Here is a 15001-nt window from a genome sequence, read left to right as displayed (position 1 = left end):
TGGCCCAGGCCGAGCCGGGCGAGACCGACTACGACCGGCTCGCCTCGGTGGCCGATCGCTGTCTCTACCGCGCCAAGGAAGGGGGGCGCAATTGCGTGGTCGATCGCTGCTGAGGGCCGGCGCGTCGTGGCGCCAGCCCGGTGCGCGTCAACAACCGTATTCGCAGACCTGATAGCTGCTGACGGTACCGCCGCAGTTCTCGTAGCAGAGTCGGTACTCCTCATCGCACTGGCCGGTGTCGGCACCCTGGTTGCAGTAGCTGCTCGACGAGCACTTGCTGCGCTCGATGTCGCTCTTAGCCGTGGCCATGCAGGCGGTGTAGTTGATCATGGCGTTGCGCTCGCAATCGGCGCGGGCGTTGGCGGCGCGGTTCTCGGCCTGGTTGCGGCACATCGCGCGCATGCTCAGGCACTGGTTCAGGCACTGCTTGCCGGCGCTGTCGGCCGGGGGCATGTAGCTGTACTCGGTGCGATAGGACGGGCCACAGGCGACGAGCGCGATGGCGAGCGTGGCGAGGAAGACAAGGCGCTGCAGTGCGCGGGAGTGGATGGGCATGATCGATCCTTGAGCCGGAGTCCGGCAGTCGTTGAGTCCGTTTGATTCTAGCCAATTCTGTCCCCAATGCAGGTGCGCTGGCGCAGGTCGTGACGTCCTCATCGGTGCGCCGGGGCGAAGCGGTGGGTCAGGGCGCTCGGTCCGCTCGGCCACTGGCCCTTGAGCCGATTCTCGGCGCGTGCGCCGACGAAACCGAGATAGCCGTACTTGCCGTAGTGGGGCAGCTTGCGCGCCAGTGCCGGCAGCGCCTCGGCCCGCTCGGTACCGAGCCAGGCGAGCGGCTGTTCACCGCGCGCGGCGGTGAGCACGATGCTGTCGAGCCCGTCGAGACGTTGCGTCGGGGGCGCTGCGGTGGGGTCGGGGACGGCGTGCTCGAAGGTTGCGCGATGGCGGTTCTCCCAGCCGAGCAGCCAGATCGCGCCGTGCTCGGGCAGGGTGTCGAACGCGCTGTCGAGCGCCACCCGCCAGCCCGGATGTCCGCTGCGCCAGCGCTCGGCCAGCGCCCGATAGCCGTCGAGCAATGCTGTCGGCGCCCGTGCCGGCAGCAGGATCAGCCCTCGCTCGGCGCCGAACAGGTTGCCGAGTGCCACCGGGGTCTCGCCGGGCAGCAGGGTGCGGAAGACGTCGAATCCGGGGTCGACGGCGAGGGCGAGCGGGCGCTGGTCGAGCGCGATGCCGAACGCCTGGGTGCGCTCGGTGGTGTCGATCCAGACCGTGCGGCTGGTGTCGTCGGGCAGTGCGAGCCGCAGCGGCAGGTACAGCGGGAAGGGTGCGCCCGGCTGGGTCTGGCGGATCTCGCCGTGGACCTCTATCTGGCCGTCGTGTTGCTCGAGTCTGACCCCGTCGAGCGCCAGCGTCGGTGCCCCGGGTCGCTCGACCCAGGCGGCGAAGAAGTCGCCGAGGTCGGTGCCCGAGACCTGCTCGAAGGCGCGGCGCAACTCGGCGTAGCCGGCGGCGCGGAAACGGTTGTCGGCATAGAAGCGGCGCAGTCCGGCGTCGAAGGTCTCGTCGCCGAGGCGGCGGCGCAGCATGTGGAAGACCATCGCCCCCTTGCCGTAGCCGATCGCCTGGGAGCCGCCGTCGTGACGGGCGCGGAAGGCGCTGAGCGGGAAGTCCTCGCCGTGGTGGACGTGATCGGCGTAGGCCTTGAGCATCTCGCGCCGTGCCTCGACCCCGGTGCCGGCGCGCTCGCGCTGCCAGTAGTCGGCGAGATAATTGGTCAGGCCCTCGCTCCAGTTGCCCGAGTCGGCGTCGACATAGACCCCGTTGCCCCACCAGTTGTGGAGGATCTCGTGCGGGTAGGAGGTGTGGAGGATGAAGGGCAGACGGATCACCCGTGAGCCGAGCAGGGTGAAGGAGGGCATGCCGTAGCCGCTCTCCCAGAAGTTTTCGACCAGCGCGAACTTGGCGTAGGGGTAGGGGCCGATGCGCTCGCCATAGTCGCGCAGATAGGTGGCGGTGGCGGCGAGATAGCGTCGCGCGAGTGCGGGGTCGGGCGCGCGCAGATAGACCTGGGTGGCGATGCCCTCGCTGCTGTCGCGATAGAGGGTGAAGGGCGCGGCGACCAGATAGATCGATTCCTGCGGCTGCGTCTCGCGCCACTGTGAGCGTCCCGACTCGGGCGCCGTGCCGGGGCCGCTGCCTTGGGAGACGGCGATCCAGCCCGCGGGCAGGGTGATATCGAGTGCGAAGCGCAGTCGCTGCCCGGGCAGCAGCGGGTACCAGCCGCTGGCTCCGGAGAGGAAGATGCCATCGCTGTCGATGGTGCCGAGCGACCACTGTCGGTCGCGTCCAACCCCCTCGATCTGGCGGCGCAGGCCGTGACGGATCTGGCCCCGGTAGTCGAGGGTGACCGGTCCCGTGCCGGCGTGCCGCAACCGATAGACGGTGAGGTGGCCGCGTCGCCCGACCGGGGTGAGGGTCGCCGTCTCGTCGCCGACGGTGGGCGTGAGCCCGGCGTCGAGCAGCACCAGGGTGTCCTCGAGCCCGGCGGGCAGGCGCAGCCGATCGCTCGCCTCCAGGGTGCCGGTGGCGGGGTCGATGTGCACCGCGAGCTGGTGCTCGACGAGCGGTGGCGGGGACGCGGCCTGGGCCGGGGTCAGACCGAGCAGCAGCAGGGTTGAAAGGATCAAGTGTCGCATCAGTATCCGGATCCTCGGCAGAATAGGGAGCGGGGCGGTGTGTGCCCCGGGCAACAGGGTCGGTGGTCGGCGTTCCTTCTCGATGCTCGAGGGAAGCGCAGAGCGCGTGACCTGGTCAATCATGCGGGCCGCGGTGGCCCGAAACCAGCGGGGTGAGACGTGTCCTACAAAAGCTTGGCGATGATTGCCGTCGCCGTCGTGCTGGCGGCGCCGGGGGCGAGTGTCCTTGCGCGGGATGCCGAGCCTGCGGCGGGGGCGGCCACCCGGGTGCTCGAACTCGATGCGCTGACCGGGGTCGAGACCCTGCTCGGGCGCATCGCCGAGCGCCGCGTGGTCTATGTCGGCGAGCACCACGACCGCTATGCCGACCATCTCGATCAGCTGGCGGTGATCCGCGGCCTGCACGCCCGCGGCAAGCCGCTGGCGATCGGTTTGGAGTGCTTCCAGCAGCCCTTCCAGATCCATCTCGACGCCTATGTCGCCGGCGCCATCGACGAGGCGCAGATGCTGCGCCGCACCGAGTACTTCGAGCGCTGGCGCTTCGACTACCGGCTCTATCGTCCGATCCTGCGCTTCGCGCGCGAGCACGAGATCCCGCTGATCGCGCTCAATCTCGACCAGGCCCTCACCCGCCGTGTCGGCGAGGTCGGCATCGACGGGCTCGACCCTCGTCAGCGCGCCGCCCTGCCCGCCGCGCTCGCCCGGCCCGACGCGGCCTATCGCGAGCGGCTGCGCGAGATCTTCGCCCAGCACCCCTTCGGCGACGAGCGCGATCTCGATCACTTCATCGAGGTCCAGCTGCTGTGGGACGAGGGCATGGCCGCGCGCGCCGCCGACTATCTCGACGCCAACCCCGAACGCACCCTGGTGGTGCTCGCCGGGGCCGGGCACCTCGAGTACGGCATCGGTATCCCCGACCGGGTCGAGCGCCGGCTCGGGCTGCCGGGTGCGGTGTTGCTCAACGGCGAGGGGCGACCGGTCGAGCCGCCGGCGGCCGATTTCTATCTCTATCCCGCCCCGGCCGAGCTGCCCCCGGCCGGGCTGCTGGGGGTGCAGCTCGGCGAGGGCGAGGAAGGGGCCGGCACCCGCGTGGTCGGCTTCGCCGCCGACAGTGGCGCGCAGGCCGCCGGGGTGGCGGTGGGCGATCGCATCCTCGCCCTTGCCGGGCGAGCGGTCGCCGACTATGCCGATATCCGTCTGGCGCTGCTCGATCGTGTCCCCGGCGAGCGGGTCGCGGTCACGGTGCTGCGCGGCGCCGAGGAGCGGCGCGATCTTGAGGTGGAGTTGCGCTGATGTCGATCTCGCACCGCCCCGAGCTGCTCTCCCCGGCCGGCAGCCCCAGCCATCTCGACTATGCCTTCGCCTATGGCGCCGATGCCGTCTATGCCGGGCTGCCCCGGTACAGCCTGCGGGTGCGCAAGGGCGGCTTCGACGCCGCCTCGCTCGCCACCGGCATCGCCGCGGCCCATGATCTCGGCAAGCGCTTCTATCTCGCCGTCAACCTGATGCCGCACGGGGCCAAGCTGCGCACCTTCGTCGACGACATCGGCGCGCTGGTCGCGCTCGGCCCCGATGCGCTGATCATGGCCGACCCCGGGCTGATCATGCTGGTGCGCGAGCGCTGGCCCGAGCTGCCGATCCACCTCTCGGTGCAGGCCAACACGGTCAACGCCGCGGCGGTGCGCTTCTGGGCGACGCAGGGGGTCGAGCGGGTGATCCTCTCGCGCGAGCTCTCGCTCGACGAGATCGCGGCGATCCGCGAGGCCTGTCCCGACACCGAGCTGGAGGTCTTCGTCCACGGCGCGCTCTGTATCGCCTATTCCGGGCGCTGTCTGCTCTCGGGGTACTTCAACCACCGCGACGCCAACCAGGGGGTGTGTACCAACGCCTGTCGCTGGCGCTACCGCTTGGGCGAGGTGGCTGGCGGCGAGCCCGGGTTCGTGCTGGAGGAGGGCGAGCGCCCGGGCGAGTACATGCCGGTGTTCGAGGACGAGCAGGGCACCTACATCATGAACTCGCGCGACCTGCGCGCCGTCGAGCACGTCGCCCGGCTGATCGAGATCGGCATCGACTGTCTCAAGATCGAGGGTCGCACCAAGTCCGACTACTATGTCGCGCGCACCGCCCAGGTCTATCGCCAGGCGATCGACGACGCGCTCGCCGGGCGCGCCTTCCGTGCCGACCTGCTCGAGGCGCTCGAGGGACTGGCCAATCGGGGCTATACCGAGGGTTTCTATCGCCGTCACGGCGCCGATCCGGCGCTGCAGAACTACGACTGCGGTGCCTCGCGCAACCAGCGCCAGTTGTTCGTCGGCGAGGTGCTGGGGGCACGCGAGGGCTGGGCCGAGGTGGCGGTGCGCAACCGCTTTGCGCGCGGCGATCAACTGGAGCTGATGAGCCCGGGCGGCAACCACGCCTTCCGTCTCGAGGCGCTCAGCGATCGCGAGGGCGCGCCGCTCGAGGTCGCGCCGGGGGCGGGCTGGACGGTGCGGGTGCGCCTGCCCGAGGGCGTCGAGCCCGGCGCGCGGGCGCTGCTCACCCGCGCGGTCTGAGCGCGGCGGCTCAGCGCACCCAGTCGATGAGGTGCATCAGCGGGTTCTCCCCGGTCTCCGGGCTGAGCACGCGTCCGCGTACGCTCTCCCCGGCCTCGGCCACCGACTCCGGGTCGCCGCTCACCAGCGGGTGCCAGCGCGGCAGGGGGCGGCCCTCGGCGAGCAGCCGGTAGGCGCAGGTCTCGGGCAGCCAGCGCGGGTCGGCCAGGTGCTCGGGGGTGAGGGTGATGCAGTCGGGCATGCGCCGGGCGCGGTTGGGGTAGTCGCGGCAGCGGCAGGTGTCGAGATCGAGCAGGGCGCAGGCGATGCGGGAGTAAACGATGCGGCCCGTGTCCTCGTCCTCGAACTTCTCCAGACAGCACTTGCCGCAGCCGTCGCAGAGCGCGTCCCATTGCCCGGTGTCCATCAGCTCGAGCGGGGTGGTCTCCCAGAAGGGGGCGGCGGTCTGGTTCATGCGGGGTCCTCGGTCGCCCGATCGGGCGCGAAAAGCGCTTCATCTTGCCGTAAAGCCGAGGGTCTCGCCAGGGGAATGATTGAACCGCAAAGACACAAAGGAGCAGAGTGCTAACAGCGTCCCGTCGCCTGTGGATGCATTCATCTGGCTCGGCGATCCCCGGCGAGCGGTGTTGCTTGCGGGTGAGGCGAGTGGGGGCACTGGAGGTGGTCATCCCATCAGCGCTTTGCGCTCTTTGGGTCTTTGCGGTTCAGACCGTCCCTGGTCGCTGAAGGTCGGCCGCCGGGCGCCTGGGCTATAATCGCCGGTCCGGTCGCTGGGTCGGTGGTCGGGTCGAGGAGGAAGGGAACATGGCGAAGGCGCTGATCCAGGCCCCGTTCGGGCCGATCGCCGTCGACTGGCGCGGGGGCGCGCTGGCCGGGGTCGATCTCGTGCCGCAGGGCGAGCGCGATGGCGCGGTCTTGCCCGATTGGGTGCGCGCCGAGTTCGTCGCCTATCTCGAGGATCCGGGGCATCGGATCGACCTGCCGCTGCAGCCCGCGGGCACAGTCTTCCAGCAGCGCGTCTGGACTGCGCTGCGGGCGATCCCGCCGGGGCGCCCCTGTACCTACGGCGAGCTGGCCGCGAGACTCGGCAGCGCGGCGCGCGCCATCGGTCAGGCCTGTCGCGCCAACCCCTGCCCGCTGGTGGTGCCCTGTCACCGGGTGGTGGGCCGGCGCGGGGCGGGTGGTTTCGGTGGTGCGCGCGCCGGTGCGCCGCTGGCCGTCAAGCGCTGGTTGCTGCGCCACGAAGGCTGGGAGGAGGACTGATGGCCGAGGACGGGATCCTGATCGAGCGTTTCGTCGAGTCGCTGTGGCTCGAGCGCGGCGCGAGCCGCAACACCCAGAGCGCCTATCGCTCCGATCTGCGCGCCTTCGCCGCCTGGCTTGCCGCCGAACGCAAGCGGGGTCTGGCGGCGGCCGGACGTCAGGACCTGCTCGATTATCTGGCGCTGCTCGCCGAGCAGGGCCGCAAGCCGCGCTCGAGCGCGCGCCTGGTCTCCTCGCTGCGGCAGTTCTATCGTTATCTGCTGCGCCGCGGGGTGATCGCTGACGACCCGAGCGCGCGCATCGAGACCCCGCGCCTGGGCCGCCCGCTGCCCAAGAGCCTGAGCGAGGCCGAGGTCGAGTATCTGTTGCGCGCGCCCGATACCACCGACCCGCGCGGTCATCGCGACCGCACCATGCTCGAGGTGCTCTATGCCAGCGGGCTGCGGGTGACCGAGCTGGTCACCCTGATGCCCGCCCAGATCAGCCTCACCCAGGGGCTGGTGCGGGTGCAGGGCAAGGGCGGGCGCGAGCGTCTGGTGCCGCTAGGCGACGAGGCCACGCACTGGGTGCGCGAGTACGTCAAGGGGCCGCGCCTGGAGCTGCTCGGCGGGCGTTGCAGCGACTATCTGTTCCCCACCAGTCGCAGTGAGCACATGAGCCGTCAGGCCTTCTGGATGCTGATCAAGCGCTATGCCATCGAGGCCGGGGTGCTCAAGCCGCTCTCGCCCCACACCCTGCGTCACGCCTTCGCCACCCATCTGCTCAATCACGGTGCCGATCTGCGCGTGGTGCAGATGCTGCTCGGACACAGCGACCTTTCAACCACCCAGATCTATACCCACGTTGCCCGAGAGCGGCTCAAGCGGATGCATGCCGTGCATCATCCGCGCGGCTGAGCCGGTCGGGCCATATCCCTGTTCGAGGTTCTTCATGCCATCGTTTGACATCGTTTCCGAGTTCGATCTACAAGAGGTGCGCAACGCGGTCGATCAGGCCAATCGCGAGATCGGTACCCGCTTCGACTTCAAGGGCGTCACCGCCAGCTTCGAGCTCGCCGAGGACAAGATCCAGCTCGCCGCCGAGCAGGAGTTCCAGCTCCAGCAGATGCTCGACATCCTGCGCCAGAAGCTGGTCAAGCGTAAGATCGATCTCGCCGCGCTGGAGCCGGGCGAGGCGGTGCAGACGCTCAATGCCGCGCGCCAGGAGATCGTCCTCAAGCAGGGCGTCGACAGCGACACCGCCAAGCGCATGGTCAAGGCGATCAAGACGAGCAAGCTCAAGGTGCAGGCCCAGATCCAGGGCGAGCAGGTGCGGGTCACCGGCAAGAAGCGCGACGACCTGCAGGCGGTGATCACGCTGCTGCGCGAGTCCGACTGGGGGCTGCCGCTGCAATTCGAAAACTTCAGAGACTAGGAAGCCCCATGCTGAGAATCAGATCCCTCGCGCTGGCCGCCACCCTCGGCTGCCTCGCCACCGCCGTGCAGGCCGGTCCCGAGCAGCAGATTCGCGCCGCGCTCGAGGCGGTGTCCCCGGACATCGCCATCAGCGATATCCGTCCGGCCCCGGTCGATGGCCTCTACGAGGTGCTCGTCGGCAGTGAGCTGATGTACATGACCGCCGACGGTCGTTATTTCATCGATGGACGCATCGTCGATCTCAAGACCCGCACCGATCTCACCGAGCCGCGTCTGGCCGAGGCCCGCAAGGGGCTGATCGAGTCGATCGGTGAGGAGTCGATGGTGAGCTTCGGTCCCGCCGACGCCGCGCACACGGTCACGGTGTTCACCGACATCGAATGTGGCTACTGTCGCAAGCTGCACAGCCAGATCGACGACTATGTCGCCAACGGTATCCGCGTGCGCTATCTGTTCTTCCCCCGCGCCGGCGAGGGCAGCGAGGCCTATCGCGAGGCCGTCTCGGTGTGGTGCGCCGGTGATGCCGAGGCGCGTCGCGAGGCGATGACCGAGGCCAAGCAGGGCAAGTCGATCGAGATGCGCAAGTGCGACAACCCGGTGGCCGAGCACATGGCATTGGGGCGTGAGCTGGGCCTGCGCGGTACCCCGGCGATCATCACCGAGGACGGCACCCTGATCCCGGGCTATGTCGACCCCAAGCGCCTCGCGGTCGAACTCGACCAGATGGCCGGCTCCTGAGCGCGGCGACGGCGAGTGGCCCCGTGATGTGGTCGCATCAGCTCGAGTACGCCTGGCAGACCGACTGCGGTCGGGTGCGCGCGCACAATGAGGACGCCGTCGGCGTCCATCCCGCGCTCGGCCTGATCGTGGTCGCCGACGGAGTCGGCGGCGCAAGCGCCGGCGAGGTGGCCAGCCGCACCGCGGTCGAGACCATCGCCGAGCGCTTCCGTCGTCACCCCTCGCCACGCCACGACGCCGAGCGTACCCGGCTGTTCGTCGAGGCGGCGATCGAGGAGGCCAATATCGCCATCTGGCGCCATGCCAACACCAACCCGGGGTGCGCCGGGATGGGGACCACGGTGGTGCTCGGCGTGCTCGGTCCCGGCTGGATGGTGGTTGCGCATGTCGGCGACTCGCGTCTCTACCGGTTGCGCGACGGCGTACTCGAACAGCTCTCGCGCGATCACAGCCTGCTCCAGGAGGTCCTCGACCAGGGACTCTACGACTCGCGCGAGGAGGCGATGGCGAGCGGCATCGGCGAGAACATCCTCACCCGTGCGCTGGGTTCGCTGCCGAGCCCCGGGGTGAGTTCGTCGATCTGCCCCCTGGCACCCGGGGATCTCTATCTGTTCTGCAGCGACGGGCTGAGCGGCATGCTCGGTGAGGCGCAGCTGCATGCCGCGCTGCGCGCGGCCGACCCCGCCTCCCTGGGACGGACCGCCGAGGACCTGATCACCGCGGCCAACGCCGCGGGCGGCAAGGACAACATCACCCTGGCGTTGCTCGGTGTCGGCCCCCGGCTGGTGCCGGAGACCGATCCGCTCGGCTGAGTGGCGTGCCGGCTCAGTCGGTCGTCAGCAGCGCCCGCAGTCGGTAGAGCGCGTCGAGCGCCTCGCGCGGGCTGAGTGCGTCGGGGTCGAGTGCCTCGAGCGCCTCGTGCAGCGGGTCCGGTGCCGGCGGTTCGGGCGTGGGTGCGGCCGCCGGCTCGGCGGCGAACAGCGACAGCTGCACCGCCTCGCGCTCGGCGTGGGCGCGGGCATTCTGCTCCAGCTCCTGCAGCCGCGCGCGGGCACGCGCGATCACCGGCTGCGGCACCCCGGCGAGCGCAGCCACCGCCAGCCCGTAGCTCTGGTTCGCCGGTCCCTCGCGCAGCGCGTGCATGAACACCACGGTGTCGCCGTGCTCGACCGCGTCGAGATGGACGTTGGCGATCCCCGGATACTCCTCGGGCAGCGTGGTCAGCTCGAAGTAATGGGTGGCGAACAGGGTGTAGGCGCCGATCCCGGTGGCCAGCTCGACCCCGCACGACCAGGCCAGCGACAGCCCGTCGAAGGTGCTGGTGCCGCGACCGATCTCGTCCATCAGCACCAGGCTCTCGGCGGTGGCGTTGTGGAGGATGTTGGCCGTCTCCTCCATCTCCACCATGAAGGTCGAGCGCCCGCCGGCGAGGTCGTCGGAGGCGCCGATGCGCGAGAACACCCGATCAACCGGGCCGAGCCGCGCGCTGCGTGCCGGCACGAAGCTGCCGGCATAGGCCAGCAGCACGATCAGCGCGCACTGACGCATGTAGGTCGACTTGCCGCCCATGTTGGGGCCGGTGATCACCAGCATCCGCCGCTCGCCGTCGAGCCTGAGCGAGTTGGCGACGAAGGGCTGGTCGATGACCTGCTCGACCACCGGGTGACGGCCGTCGACGATCTCGATCCCGGGGGTGTCGTCGAGCGTCGGTCGCGCCCAGCCGAGGCGCTCGGCGCGCTCGGCGAGGTTGGTGAGCACATCCAGGGTGGCGATCCCGGTGGCGCTCGTCTGCAGCGGCGCGAGCCGTTCGGCCAGGGTCGTGAGCAGCGCCTCGTAGAGCGCCTTCTCGCGGGCCAGGGCGCGCTCGCGGCTGCTCAGGATCTCGTCCTCGAAACCCTTCAGCTCCGGGGTGATGTAGCGCTCTGCGGCCTTCAACGTCTGGCGGCGCACGTACTCGACCGGCACCGCGTCGCCGTGGCTGCGCCCGACCTCGATGTAATAGCCGTGCACCCGGTTGTAGCCGACCTTGAGGGTGGCGATGCCGGTGCGCGCGCGCTCGCGCTGCTCCAGTTCGACGAGGAAGCGGTCGGCGTTCTCCGAGAGCCCGCGCAGCCGGTCGAGTTCGGCGTCATAGCCCGCGGCGATCACCCCGCCATCGCGGATCAGTAGCGGCGGCTGGGGGATGACGGCGCGGGCGAGCAGGTCCTGGGTCTCGGGGTGGGTGGCGATCCTGTCGGCCAGCTCGGCGAGCAGCGGGTCGTCGATCGCCCCGAGGTGTTCGCCGAGTGCCGGCAGCAGCGCCAGCGAGTCGCGCAGCACCGCGAGGTCGCGCGGGCGCGCCGAGCCGAGCGCGACCCGGGCGAGGATGCGTTCGAGATCGCCGATGCCGGCGAGCAGCTCGGCGAGGTCGGCGCGCCCCGGGGCCGCGAGCAGCGCGGCGACCGCGCCGTGACGGCGGGCGACGGCGTGACGGTCGCGCAGCGGGCGGTTGATCCAGCGGCGCAGCAGCCGGCTGCCCATCGCCGTGGCGGTGTGATCGATCACCCCGGCGAGGGTGTGCTGGTGCTCGCCGCTGAGGCTCTCGGTCAGCTCCAGGTTGCGCCGGGTGGCGGCGTCGATGATCAGCGCCTCGTCGCGCTGCTCGGTGCTCAGCCCGCGGATGTGGGGCAGGGCGGCGAACTGGGTGTCGCGCACGTACTGCAACAGACAGCCGGCGGCGCCGATCGCCAGCGTCATGCCGGCACAGCCGAAGCCGCCGAGGTCGCGGGTGCCGAACTGCTCGCAGAGCATGCGCGCGCCGTTGTCGGCCTCGAAGTGCCAGGCCGGGCGACGGGTGAGACCGCGCTCGAGGCGCAGCGCCTCGGGCAGCGAGGACGACTCGTCGACCAGCACCTCGGCGGGGCGTAGGCGTTCGAGCTCGCTGGCGAGCGCCTCGCGTCCGCTGACCTCGAGCACCGAGAAGCGCCCGCTGGAGAGTTCGAGCTGGGCCAGTCCGTAGCCCGCGCGCGCCGACTCGGCGATCGCCACCAGCAGGTTCTCGCGACGGTCCTCGAGCAGCGCCTCGTCGGTGAGGGTACCGGGGGTGACCACGCGGGTGACCTTGCGCTCCACCGGCCCCTTGCTCTTGGCCGGGTCGCCGATCTGCTCGCAGATCGCCACCGACACGCCCTGGCGCACCAGTCGCGCGAGATAGCCCTCGGCGGCGTGATAGGGCACCCCGGCCATGGGGATCGGACGCCCGGCCGACTGGCCGCGCTTGGTCAGGGTGATGTCCAGCAGCCGGGCGGCGCGCTCGGCGTCCTCGAAGAAGAGTTCGTAGAAGTCGCCCATGCGATAGAACAGCAACAGGTCCGGATACTCCGCCTTGAGTCCGAGGTACTGCCGCATCGCCGGGGTGTGCTGAGAAAGATCCTGGGACATCCGCTCTCGTGTGTCGTAGCCGGGTGGAAAAGGCCAGCTAGTCTAGAGGCTTTGGCGCGGGTGTGCAGCGGGGGAACCTGAACCGCAAAGAGGCCAAGGACGCGAAGGCGGTTGTTTTCGGGGCGACTTCTCAGCGGCAGGTCATCAGTCCGCAGTAGGAACATGTGGCTCGACCGCTTCCCCAAGAGGTTTTTATCCGTCGGGTTGTGGTCGGGTGTGAGCCACTGGCGTCAGGCGGGAGACGCCGTCCCTGCTGGTGAGTGCTGAGGTTCGCGGGGGATGCGGACGAGTTTCGAGCCCCTTTGACGACTCAGTAGGTAAAAACTTTGTGTCCTTCGCGCCTTTGCGGTTCAACAGATCGGGTGTCCTCGCTGAGTGGACGATTGGGTGTCCGTGCGGCGGCGCTTCCCGGTAGAATGCCGGCCATGAAAAAGAATGACCTGAAACTCCCCAAGACCTACAAGACGCTGCTGATGCTGGCCCTGGTGTTCGGGCCGTTCTTCTGGCTGACCTTCACCGATGACGGCAAGCGTCGCACCGACCTGGCGTTGATGTACGTGCTCGGCAAGAGCGAGTTCAACGCCGCGCTCGAGTCCTTCGACAGCGACCTGACCGAGGCGCGGTTGCGCGAGACCTTCGCGGATCTCGAACTGCAGTGCGCCGATGGCCCCAACCCCTATGGCGACCGGCTGTGCGGCGCCGCGATCGGCAGCTTCAACCAGATGCCGGCCTCGGCGGTGACCTTCTTCTTCCGCGACGGCCAGCTGCGTGCGACCAAGCTGGTCTATCGCCGCGCCTATCACCAGCGGATCGGCGACTGGATCGCCGGGCGGGTCGCGACGCGTGGCGATGCGCTGCACCGCGAGAGCGAGGTGCGCGACAGCGGCGGGGTGCGCCAGCTGGCGGTGGCCGACGGCGCGATCTTCCTGCGTGACGGCGAACTCGGCAAGGACGAGGAACCCGCGCTGCTGTGGCTGTCCCAGGCGGCACTCGCCGGGCGTTGAGCCGCGATCAGCGATCGGCCGACAGGGTTGAACCGCAAAGCCGCGAAGCACGCACAGTGAATGATGTGTGATGTCGGCGTGAGGCCACAGGCGGCACGGGTCCGCACCCACTGGCGGCTGATCGCTGGCGGCTGATCCCCCTTTGCGCCCTTCGCGCCTTCGCTGTTCAATCCCCTGGTAGCTGGTAGCTGGTAGCTGGTAGCTGGTAGCTGGTAGCTGGTAGCTGGTAGCTGGCACGCCACGTCTGCGGACCCGAAGACCGTTCGCTTGCTTTGCGCCCTTCGCGCCTTCGCGGTTCAATCCATGCTGGCGGCTGGCGGCTGGCGGCTGGCGTCTTCCTCGGCTACAGTCGGCGTTTGTTTCGGCGTGGCCGCGTCGGCCGCGCCCGCTCCGTGTCACCCCACAGGTACCCCCCATGCTGAAAGAATGGTCCGACGTCTATTCCATCGGTATCCCCGAGATCGATGAGCAGCATCGCTGCTTCTTCTCCGCCTCGCACCGGCTCTATAGCGAGATCCTCGATCGCAAGGGCAAGGAGGCGGTCGAGGGTGCCGTGTCCTTCATGCGCGAGTACGCCGAGCGCCACTTCTCCACCGAGGAGGCGTTCATGAACGAGCACGGCTATCCGGATATCAAGGATCACCTGCAACAGCATGCTGCCTTCTTTCGCCGCCTCGATATCCTCGAACAGGAGTTGCAGATGTTCGGTCCCACCCAGGACCTGGCCGAGCGCGCGCTCGACATCACCCAGGACTGGCTGATCGACCATATCGCCGACGAGGACATGCTCTACTCCCTCCACATCAAGAGCGGCAACGCGGCCTGAGTCCGTTCAGCCGAGCACCTGCTCCCACAGCAGCCGCGCCGAGATCGCGATCGAGACCACCACCAGGATCGGGCGCACCAGCGCGGCGCCGTGACGCAGCACCAGATGAGCGCCGATCCAGGCGCCGACCAGCTGTCCGCCGGCCATCACCAGCGCGATCTCCCAGAGCACGTGGCCGCCGCTGACGAACAGGAGCAGCGCGGCGAGGTTGCTGGTGAAGTTGAGCAGCTTGGTATGCGCCGTCGCACGGCGCAGGTTGTAGCCGAGCAGGGACACATAGGCGATGGCGAAGAAGGTGCCGGTGCCAGGCCCGAAGACGCCGTCGTAGAAACCGACCCCGAGACCGATGGTGAGCGCGAAGGCGCCGTGGCCGATGCGCTGGTGCGAGTCGATGTCGCTGACCCGGGGCGAGAACCAGAAATAGAGCGCGAAGCCGATCAACAACAGCGGGATGGCGTGCTCGAGCGCGGCGGCGTCGATGTGTTGCACCAGCACCGCTCCGGCTGCGGCGCCGAGGAAGGTGAGGAGCACCGCGGGTAGCGTCTCGCGCAGCGCGATGGCGCCGCGGCGGATGAAGTGGATGGTTGCGGTGGCGCTGCCGAAGACCGCCTGGGCCTTGTTGGTCGCCAGGGCCTCGACCGGGCCGAGTCCGGCCCAGAGCAGCGCCGGGATGGTGATCAGTCCGCCGCCGCCGGCGACGGCGTCGACGAAACCGGCGGCGAGCGCCACCGGCAGCAGCCAGAGTGCGGTATCGAGCATGGCGTGAGGCGTGGGGCAAACGCTTCATTATCGCCGCTCGGCGCTCGAGCGTCAGCCGCCGTCGAGCGGCCAGTTTCCAGCCGCCAGCGACCAGAACGTGTGAACCGCCAAGAACGTGTGAACCGCCAAGGGCCAAGAGCGCGAAGATGAGGAAGGGCTTCCAGCCGCCAGCCTCCGGTGAGGGGGCAGGGTTGTCTCGTCGCGTCGCGGTTGACCGCATACCGACACTGGAGGCTGTTTGCTGAAGGCTGGTCGCTTTCTTCGTGTCCTTTGGGTCTTTGCGGTTCAATCCCCTGGCGGCTGGCGGCTGGCGGCTGGCGGCTGGCGG

14 protein-coding genes are annotated in these 15001 nt (G+C 69.4%); 9 read left to right on the top strand and 5 right to left on the bottom strand.

Annotated features, from left to right (window positions below; all coding sequences use genetic code 11):
* Positions 1-147: 147 nt before the first annotated feature.
* Together EBL85_RS15110 and EBL85_RS15105 are read right to left on the bottom strand one after the other, a co-directional pair.
* Positions 148-555, bottom strand: a complete 408-nt coding sequence (locus EBL85_RS15110; protein WP_123139414.1) for a hypothetical protein — start codon at positions 553-555, stop codon at positions 148-150.
* Positions 556-653: 98 nt separating this feature from the next.
* Positions 654-2696 carry a M1 family metallopeptidase gene (locus EBL85_RS15105; RefSeq protein WP_123143334.1) on the bottom strand — a complete coding sequence of 681 codons (2043 nt, stop codon included), beginning with the start codon at positions 2694-2696 and terminating at the stop codon, positions 654-656.
* Between the two features lie 159 nt (positions 2697-2855).
* Here EBL85_RS15105 and EBL85_RS15100 point away from each other — a divergent pair, with 159 nt between their 5' ends.
* Complete coding sequence (locus tag EBL85_RS15100; protein ID WP_223806168.1) at positions 2856-3989, top strand: ChaN family lipoprotein; 1134 nt, start codon at positions 2856-2858, stop codon at positions 3987-3989.
* Positions 3989-5248, top strand: a complete 1260-nt coding sequence (locus EBL85_RS15095; RefSeq protein WP_123143332.1) for a U32 family peptidase — start codon at positions 3989-3991, stop codon at positions 5246-5248. The genes EBL85_RS15100 and EBL85_RS15095 overlap by 1 nt, the downstream gene beginning before the upstream one ends.
* Positions 5249-5258: 10 nt before the next feature.
* Here EBL85_RS15095 and EBL85_RS15090 read toward each other — a convergent pair whose 3' ends face one another.
* Entirely contained in the window at positions 5259-5702 is a 444-nt protein-coding gene (locus tag EBL85_RS15090; RefSeq protein WP_123139410.1) for a YcgN family cysteine cluster protein, read from the bottom strand.
* 350 nt (positions 5703-6052) lie between these two features.
* Here EBL85_RS15090 and EBL85_RS15085 point away from each other — a divergent pair, with 350 nt between their 5' ends.
* The 5 genes from EBL85_RS15085 to EBL85_RS15065 are packed head-to-tail and all read left to right on the top strand — an operon-like array spanning position 6053 to position 9476.
* A complete protein-coding gene (locus tag EBL85_RS15085) occupies positions 6053-6511 on the top strand; it encodes a methylated-DNA--[protein]-cysteine S-methyltransferase (protein WP_123143331.1) in 459 nt (152 codons plus the stop codon).
* Positions 6508-7407 carry a site-specific tyrosine recombinase XerD gene (gene xerD / locus EBL85_RS15080; RefSeq protein WP_062274086.1) on the top strand — a complete coding sequence of 300 codons (900 nt, stop codon included), beginning with the start codon at positions 6508-6510 and terminating at the stop codon, positions 7405-7407. Before EBL85_RS15085 ends, xerD begins: the two co-directional genes overlap by 4 nt.
* 34 nt (positions 7408-7441) lie before the next feature.
* The gene (locus EBL85_RS15075) at positions 7442-7924 is read left to right on the top strand and encodes a YajQ family cyclic di-GMP-binding protein (protein WP_123139408.1); all 483 of its coding nucleotides are present in this window, start codon (positions 7442-7444) and stop codon (positions 7922-7924) included.
* 8 nt (positions 7925-7932) lie between these two features.
* A complete protein-coding gene (locus EBL85_RS15070) occupies positions 7933-8664 on the top strand; it encodes a DsbC family protein (RefSeq protein ID WP_123139407.1) in 732 nt (243 codons plus the stop codon).
* 26 nt (positions 8665-8690) lie between these two features.
* Positions 8691-9476 carry a PP2C family serine/threonine-protein phosphatase gene (locus EBL85_RS15065; RefSeq protein ID WP_123143330.1) on the top strand — a complete coding sequence of 262 codons (786 nt, stop codon included), beginning with the start codon at positions 8691-8693 and terminating at the stop codon, positions 9474-9476.
* A gap of 13 nt (positions 9477-9489) precedes the next feature.
* On the opposite strand, the gene mutS is transcribed toward EBL85_RS15065, so the two are convergent.
* The gene (gene mutS, locus EBL85_RS15060; RefSeq protein ID WP_123139405.1) at positions 9490-12084 is read right to left on the bottom strand and encodes a DNA mismatch repair protein MutS; all 2595 of its coding nucleotides are present in this window, start codon (positions 12082-12084) and stop codon (positions 9490-9492) included.
* A gap of 425 nt (positions 12085-12509) precedes the next feature.
* Between mutS and EBL85_RS15055 the strand changes: the two genes are divergently transcribed.
* Both EBL85_RS15055 and EBL85_RS15050 read left to right on the top strand, forming a co-directional pair.
* The gene (locus EBL85_RS15055; RefSeq protein ID WP_123139598.1) at positions 12510-13088 is read left to right on the top strand and encodes a hypothetical protein; all 579 of its coding nucleotides are present in this window, start codon (positions 12510-12512) and stop codon (positions 13086-13088) included.
* 415 nt (positions 13089-13503) lie between these two features.
* On the top strand, positions 13504-13914 hold the full coding sequence (locus tag EBL85_RS15050; protein WP_062271649.1) for a bacteriohemerythrin: 411 nt from the start codon (positions 13504-13506) through the stop codon (positions 13912-13914).
* 6 nt (positions 13915-13920) lie between these two features.
* On the opposite strand, the gene EBL85_RS15045 is transcribed toward EBL85_RS15050, so the two are convergent.
* The gene (locus tag EBL85_RS15045; protein ID WP_123143329.1) at positions 13921-14673 is read right to left on the bottom strand and encodes a TSUP family transporter; all 753 of its coding nucleotides are present in this window, start codon (positions 14671-14673) and stop codon (positions 13921-13923) included.
* Positions 14674-15001 lie beyond the last annotated feature (328 nt).

This window comes from Marichromatium sp. AB32 (assembly GCF_003718675.1).
Taxonomy (GTDB): domain Bacteria; phylum Pseudomonadota; class Gammaproteobacteria; order Chromatiales; family Chromatiaceae; genus Marichromatium; species Marichromatium gracile.
The sequence above is the reverse complement of the archived record's forward strand: the minus strand, read 5'-3'. Positions and strand labels throughout refer to the sequence as shown.

What these genes read in the sequence shown, in the direction of transcription:
- EBL85_RS15065 (WP_123143330.1), top strand. Translation starts at nt 8,691, where the DNA reads ATGTGGTCGCATCAGCTCGAGTACGCCTGGCAGACCGACTGCGGTCGG.
- EBL85_RS15095 (WP_123143332.1), top strand. Translation starts at nt 3,989, where the DNA reads ATGTCGATCTCGCACCGCCCCGAGCTGCTCTCCCCGGCCGGCAGCCCC.
- EBL85_RS15050 (WP_062271649.1), top strand. Translation starts at nt 13,504, where the DNA reads ATGCTGAAAGAATGGTCCGACGTCTATTCCATCGGTATCCCCGAGATC.
- EBL85_RS15070 (WP_123139407.1), top strand. Translation starts at nt 7,933, where the DNA reads ATGCTGAGAATCAGATCCCTCGCGCTGGCCGCCACCCTCGGCTGCCTC.
- EBL85_RS15110 (WP_123139414.1), bottom strand. Translation starts at nt 555, where the DNA reads ATGCCCATCCACTCCCGCGCACTGCAGCGCCTTGTCTTCCTCGCCACG.
- mutS (WP_123139405.1), bottom strand. Translation starts at nt 12,084, where the DNA reads ATGTCCCAGGATCTTTCTCAGCACACCCCGGCGATGCGGCAGTACCTC.
- EBL85_RS15085 (WP_123143331.1), top strand. Translation starts at nt 6,053, where the DNA reads ATGGCGAAGGCGCTGATCCAGGCCCCGTTCGGGCCGATCGCCGTCGAC.
- EBL85_RS15090 (WP_123139410.1), bottom strand. Translation starts at nt 5,702, where the DNA reads ATGAACCAGACCGCCGCCCCCTTCTGGGAGACCACCCCGCTCGAGCTG.
- EBL85_RS15055 (WP_123139598.1), top strand. Translation starts at nt 12,510, where the DNA reads ATGAAAAAGAATGACCTGAAACTCCCCAAGACCTACAAGACGCTGCTG.
- EBL85_RS15045 (WP_123143329.1), bottom strand. Translation starts at nt 14,673, where the DNA reads ATGCTCGATACCGCACTCTGGCTGCTGCCGGTGGCGCTCGCCGCCGGT.
- EBL85_RS15075 (WP_123139408.1), top strand. Translation starts at nt 7,442, where the DNA reads ATGCCATCGTTTGACATCGTTTCCGAGTTCGATCTACAAGAGGTGCGC.
- EBL85_RS15105 (WP_123143334.1), bottom strand. Translation starts at nt 2,696, where the DNA reads ATGCGACACTTGATCCTTTCAACCCTGCTGCTGCTCGGTCTGACCCCG.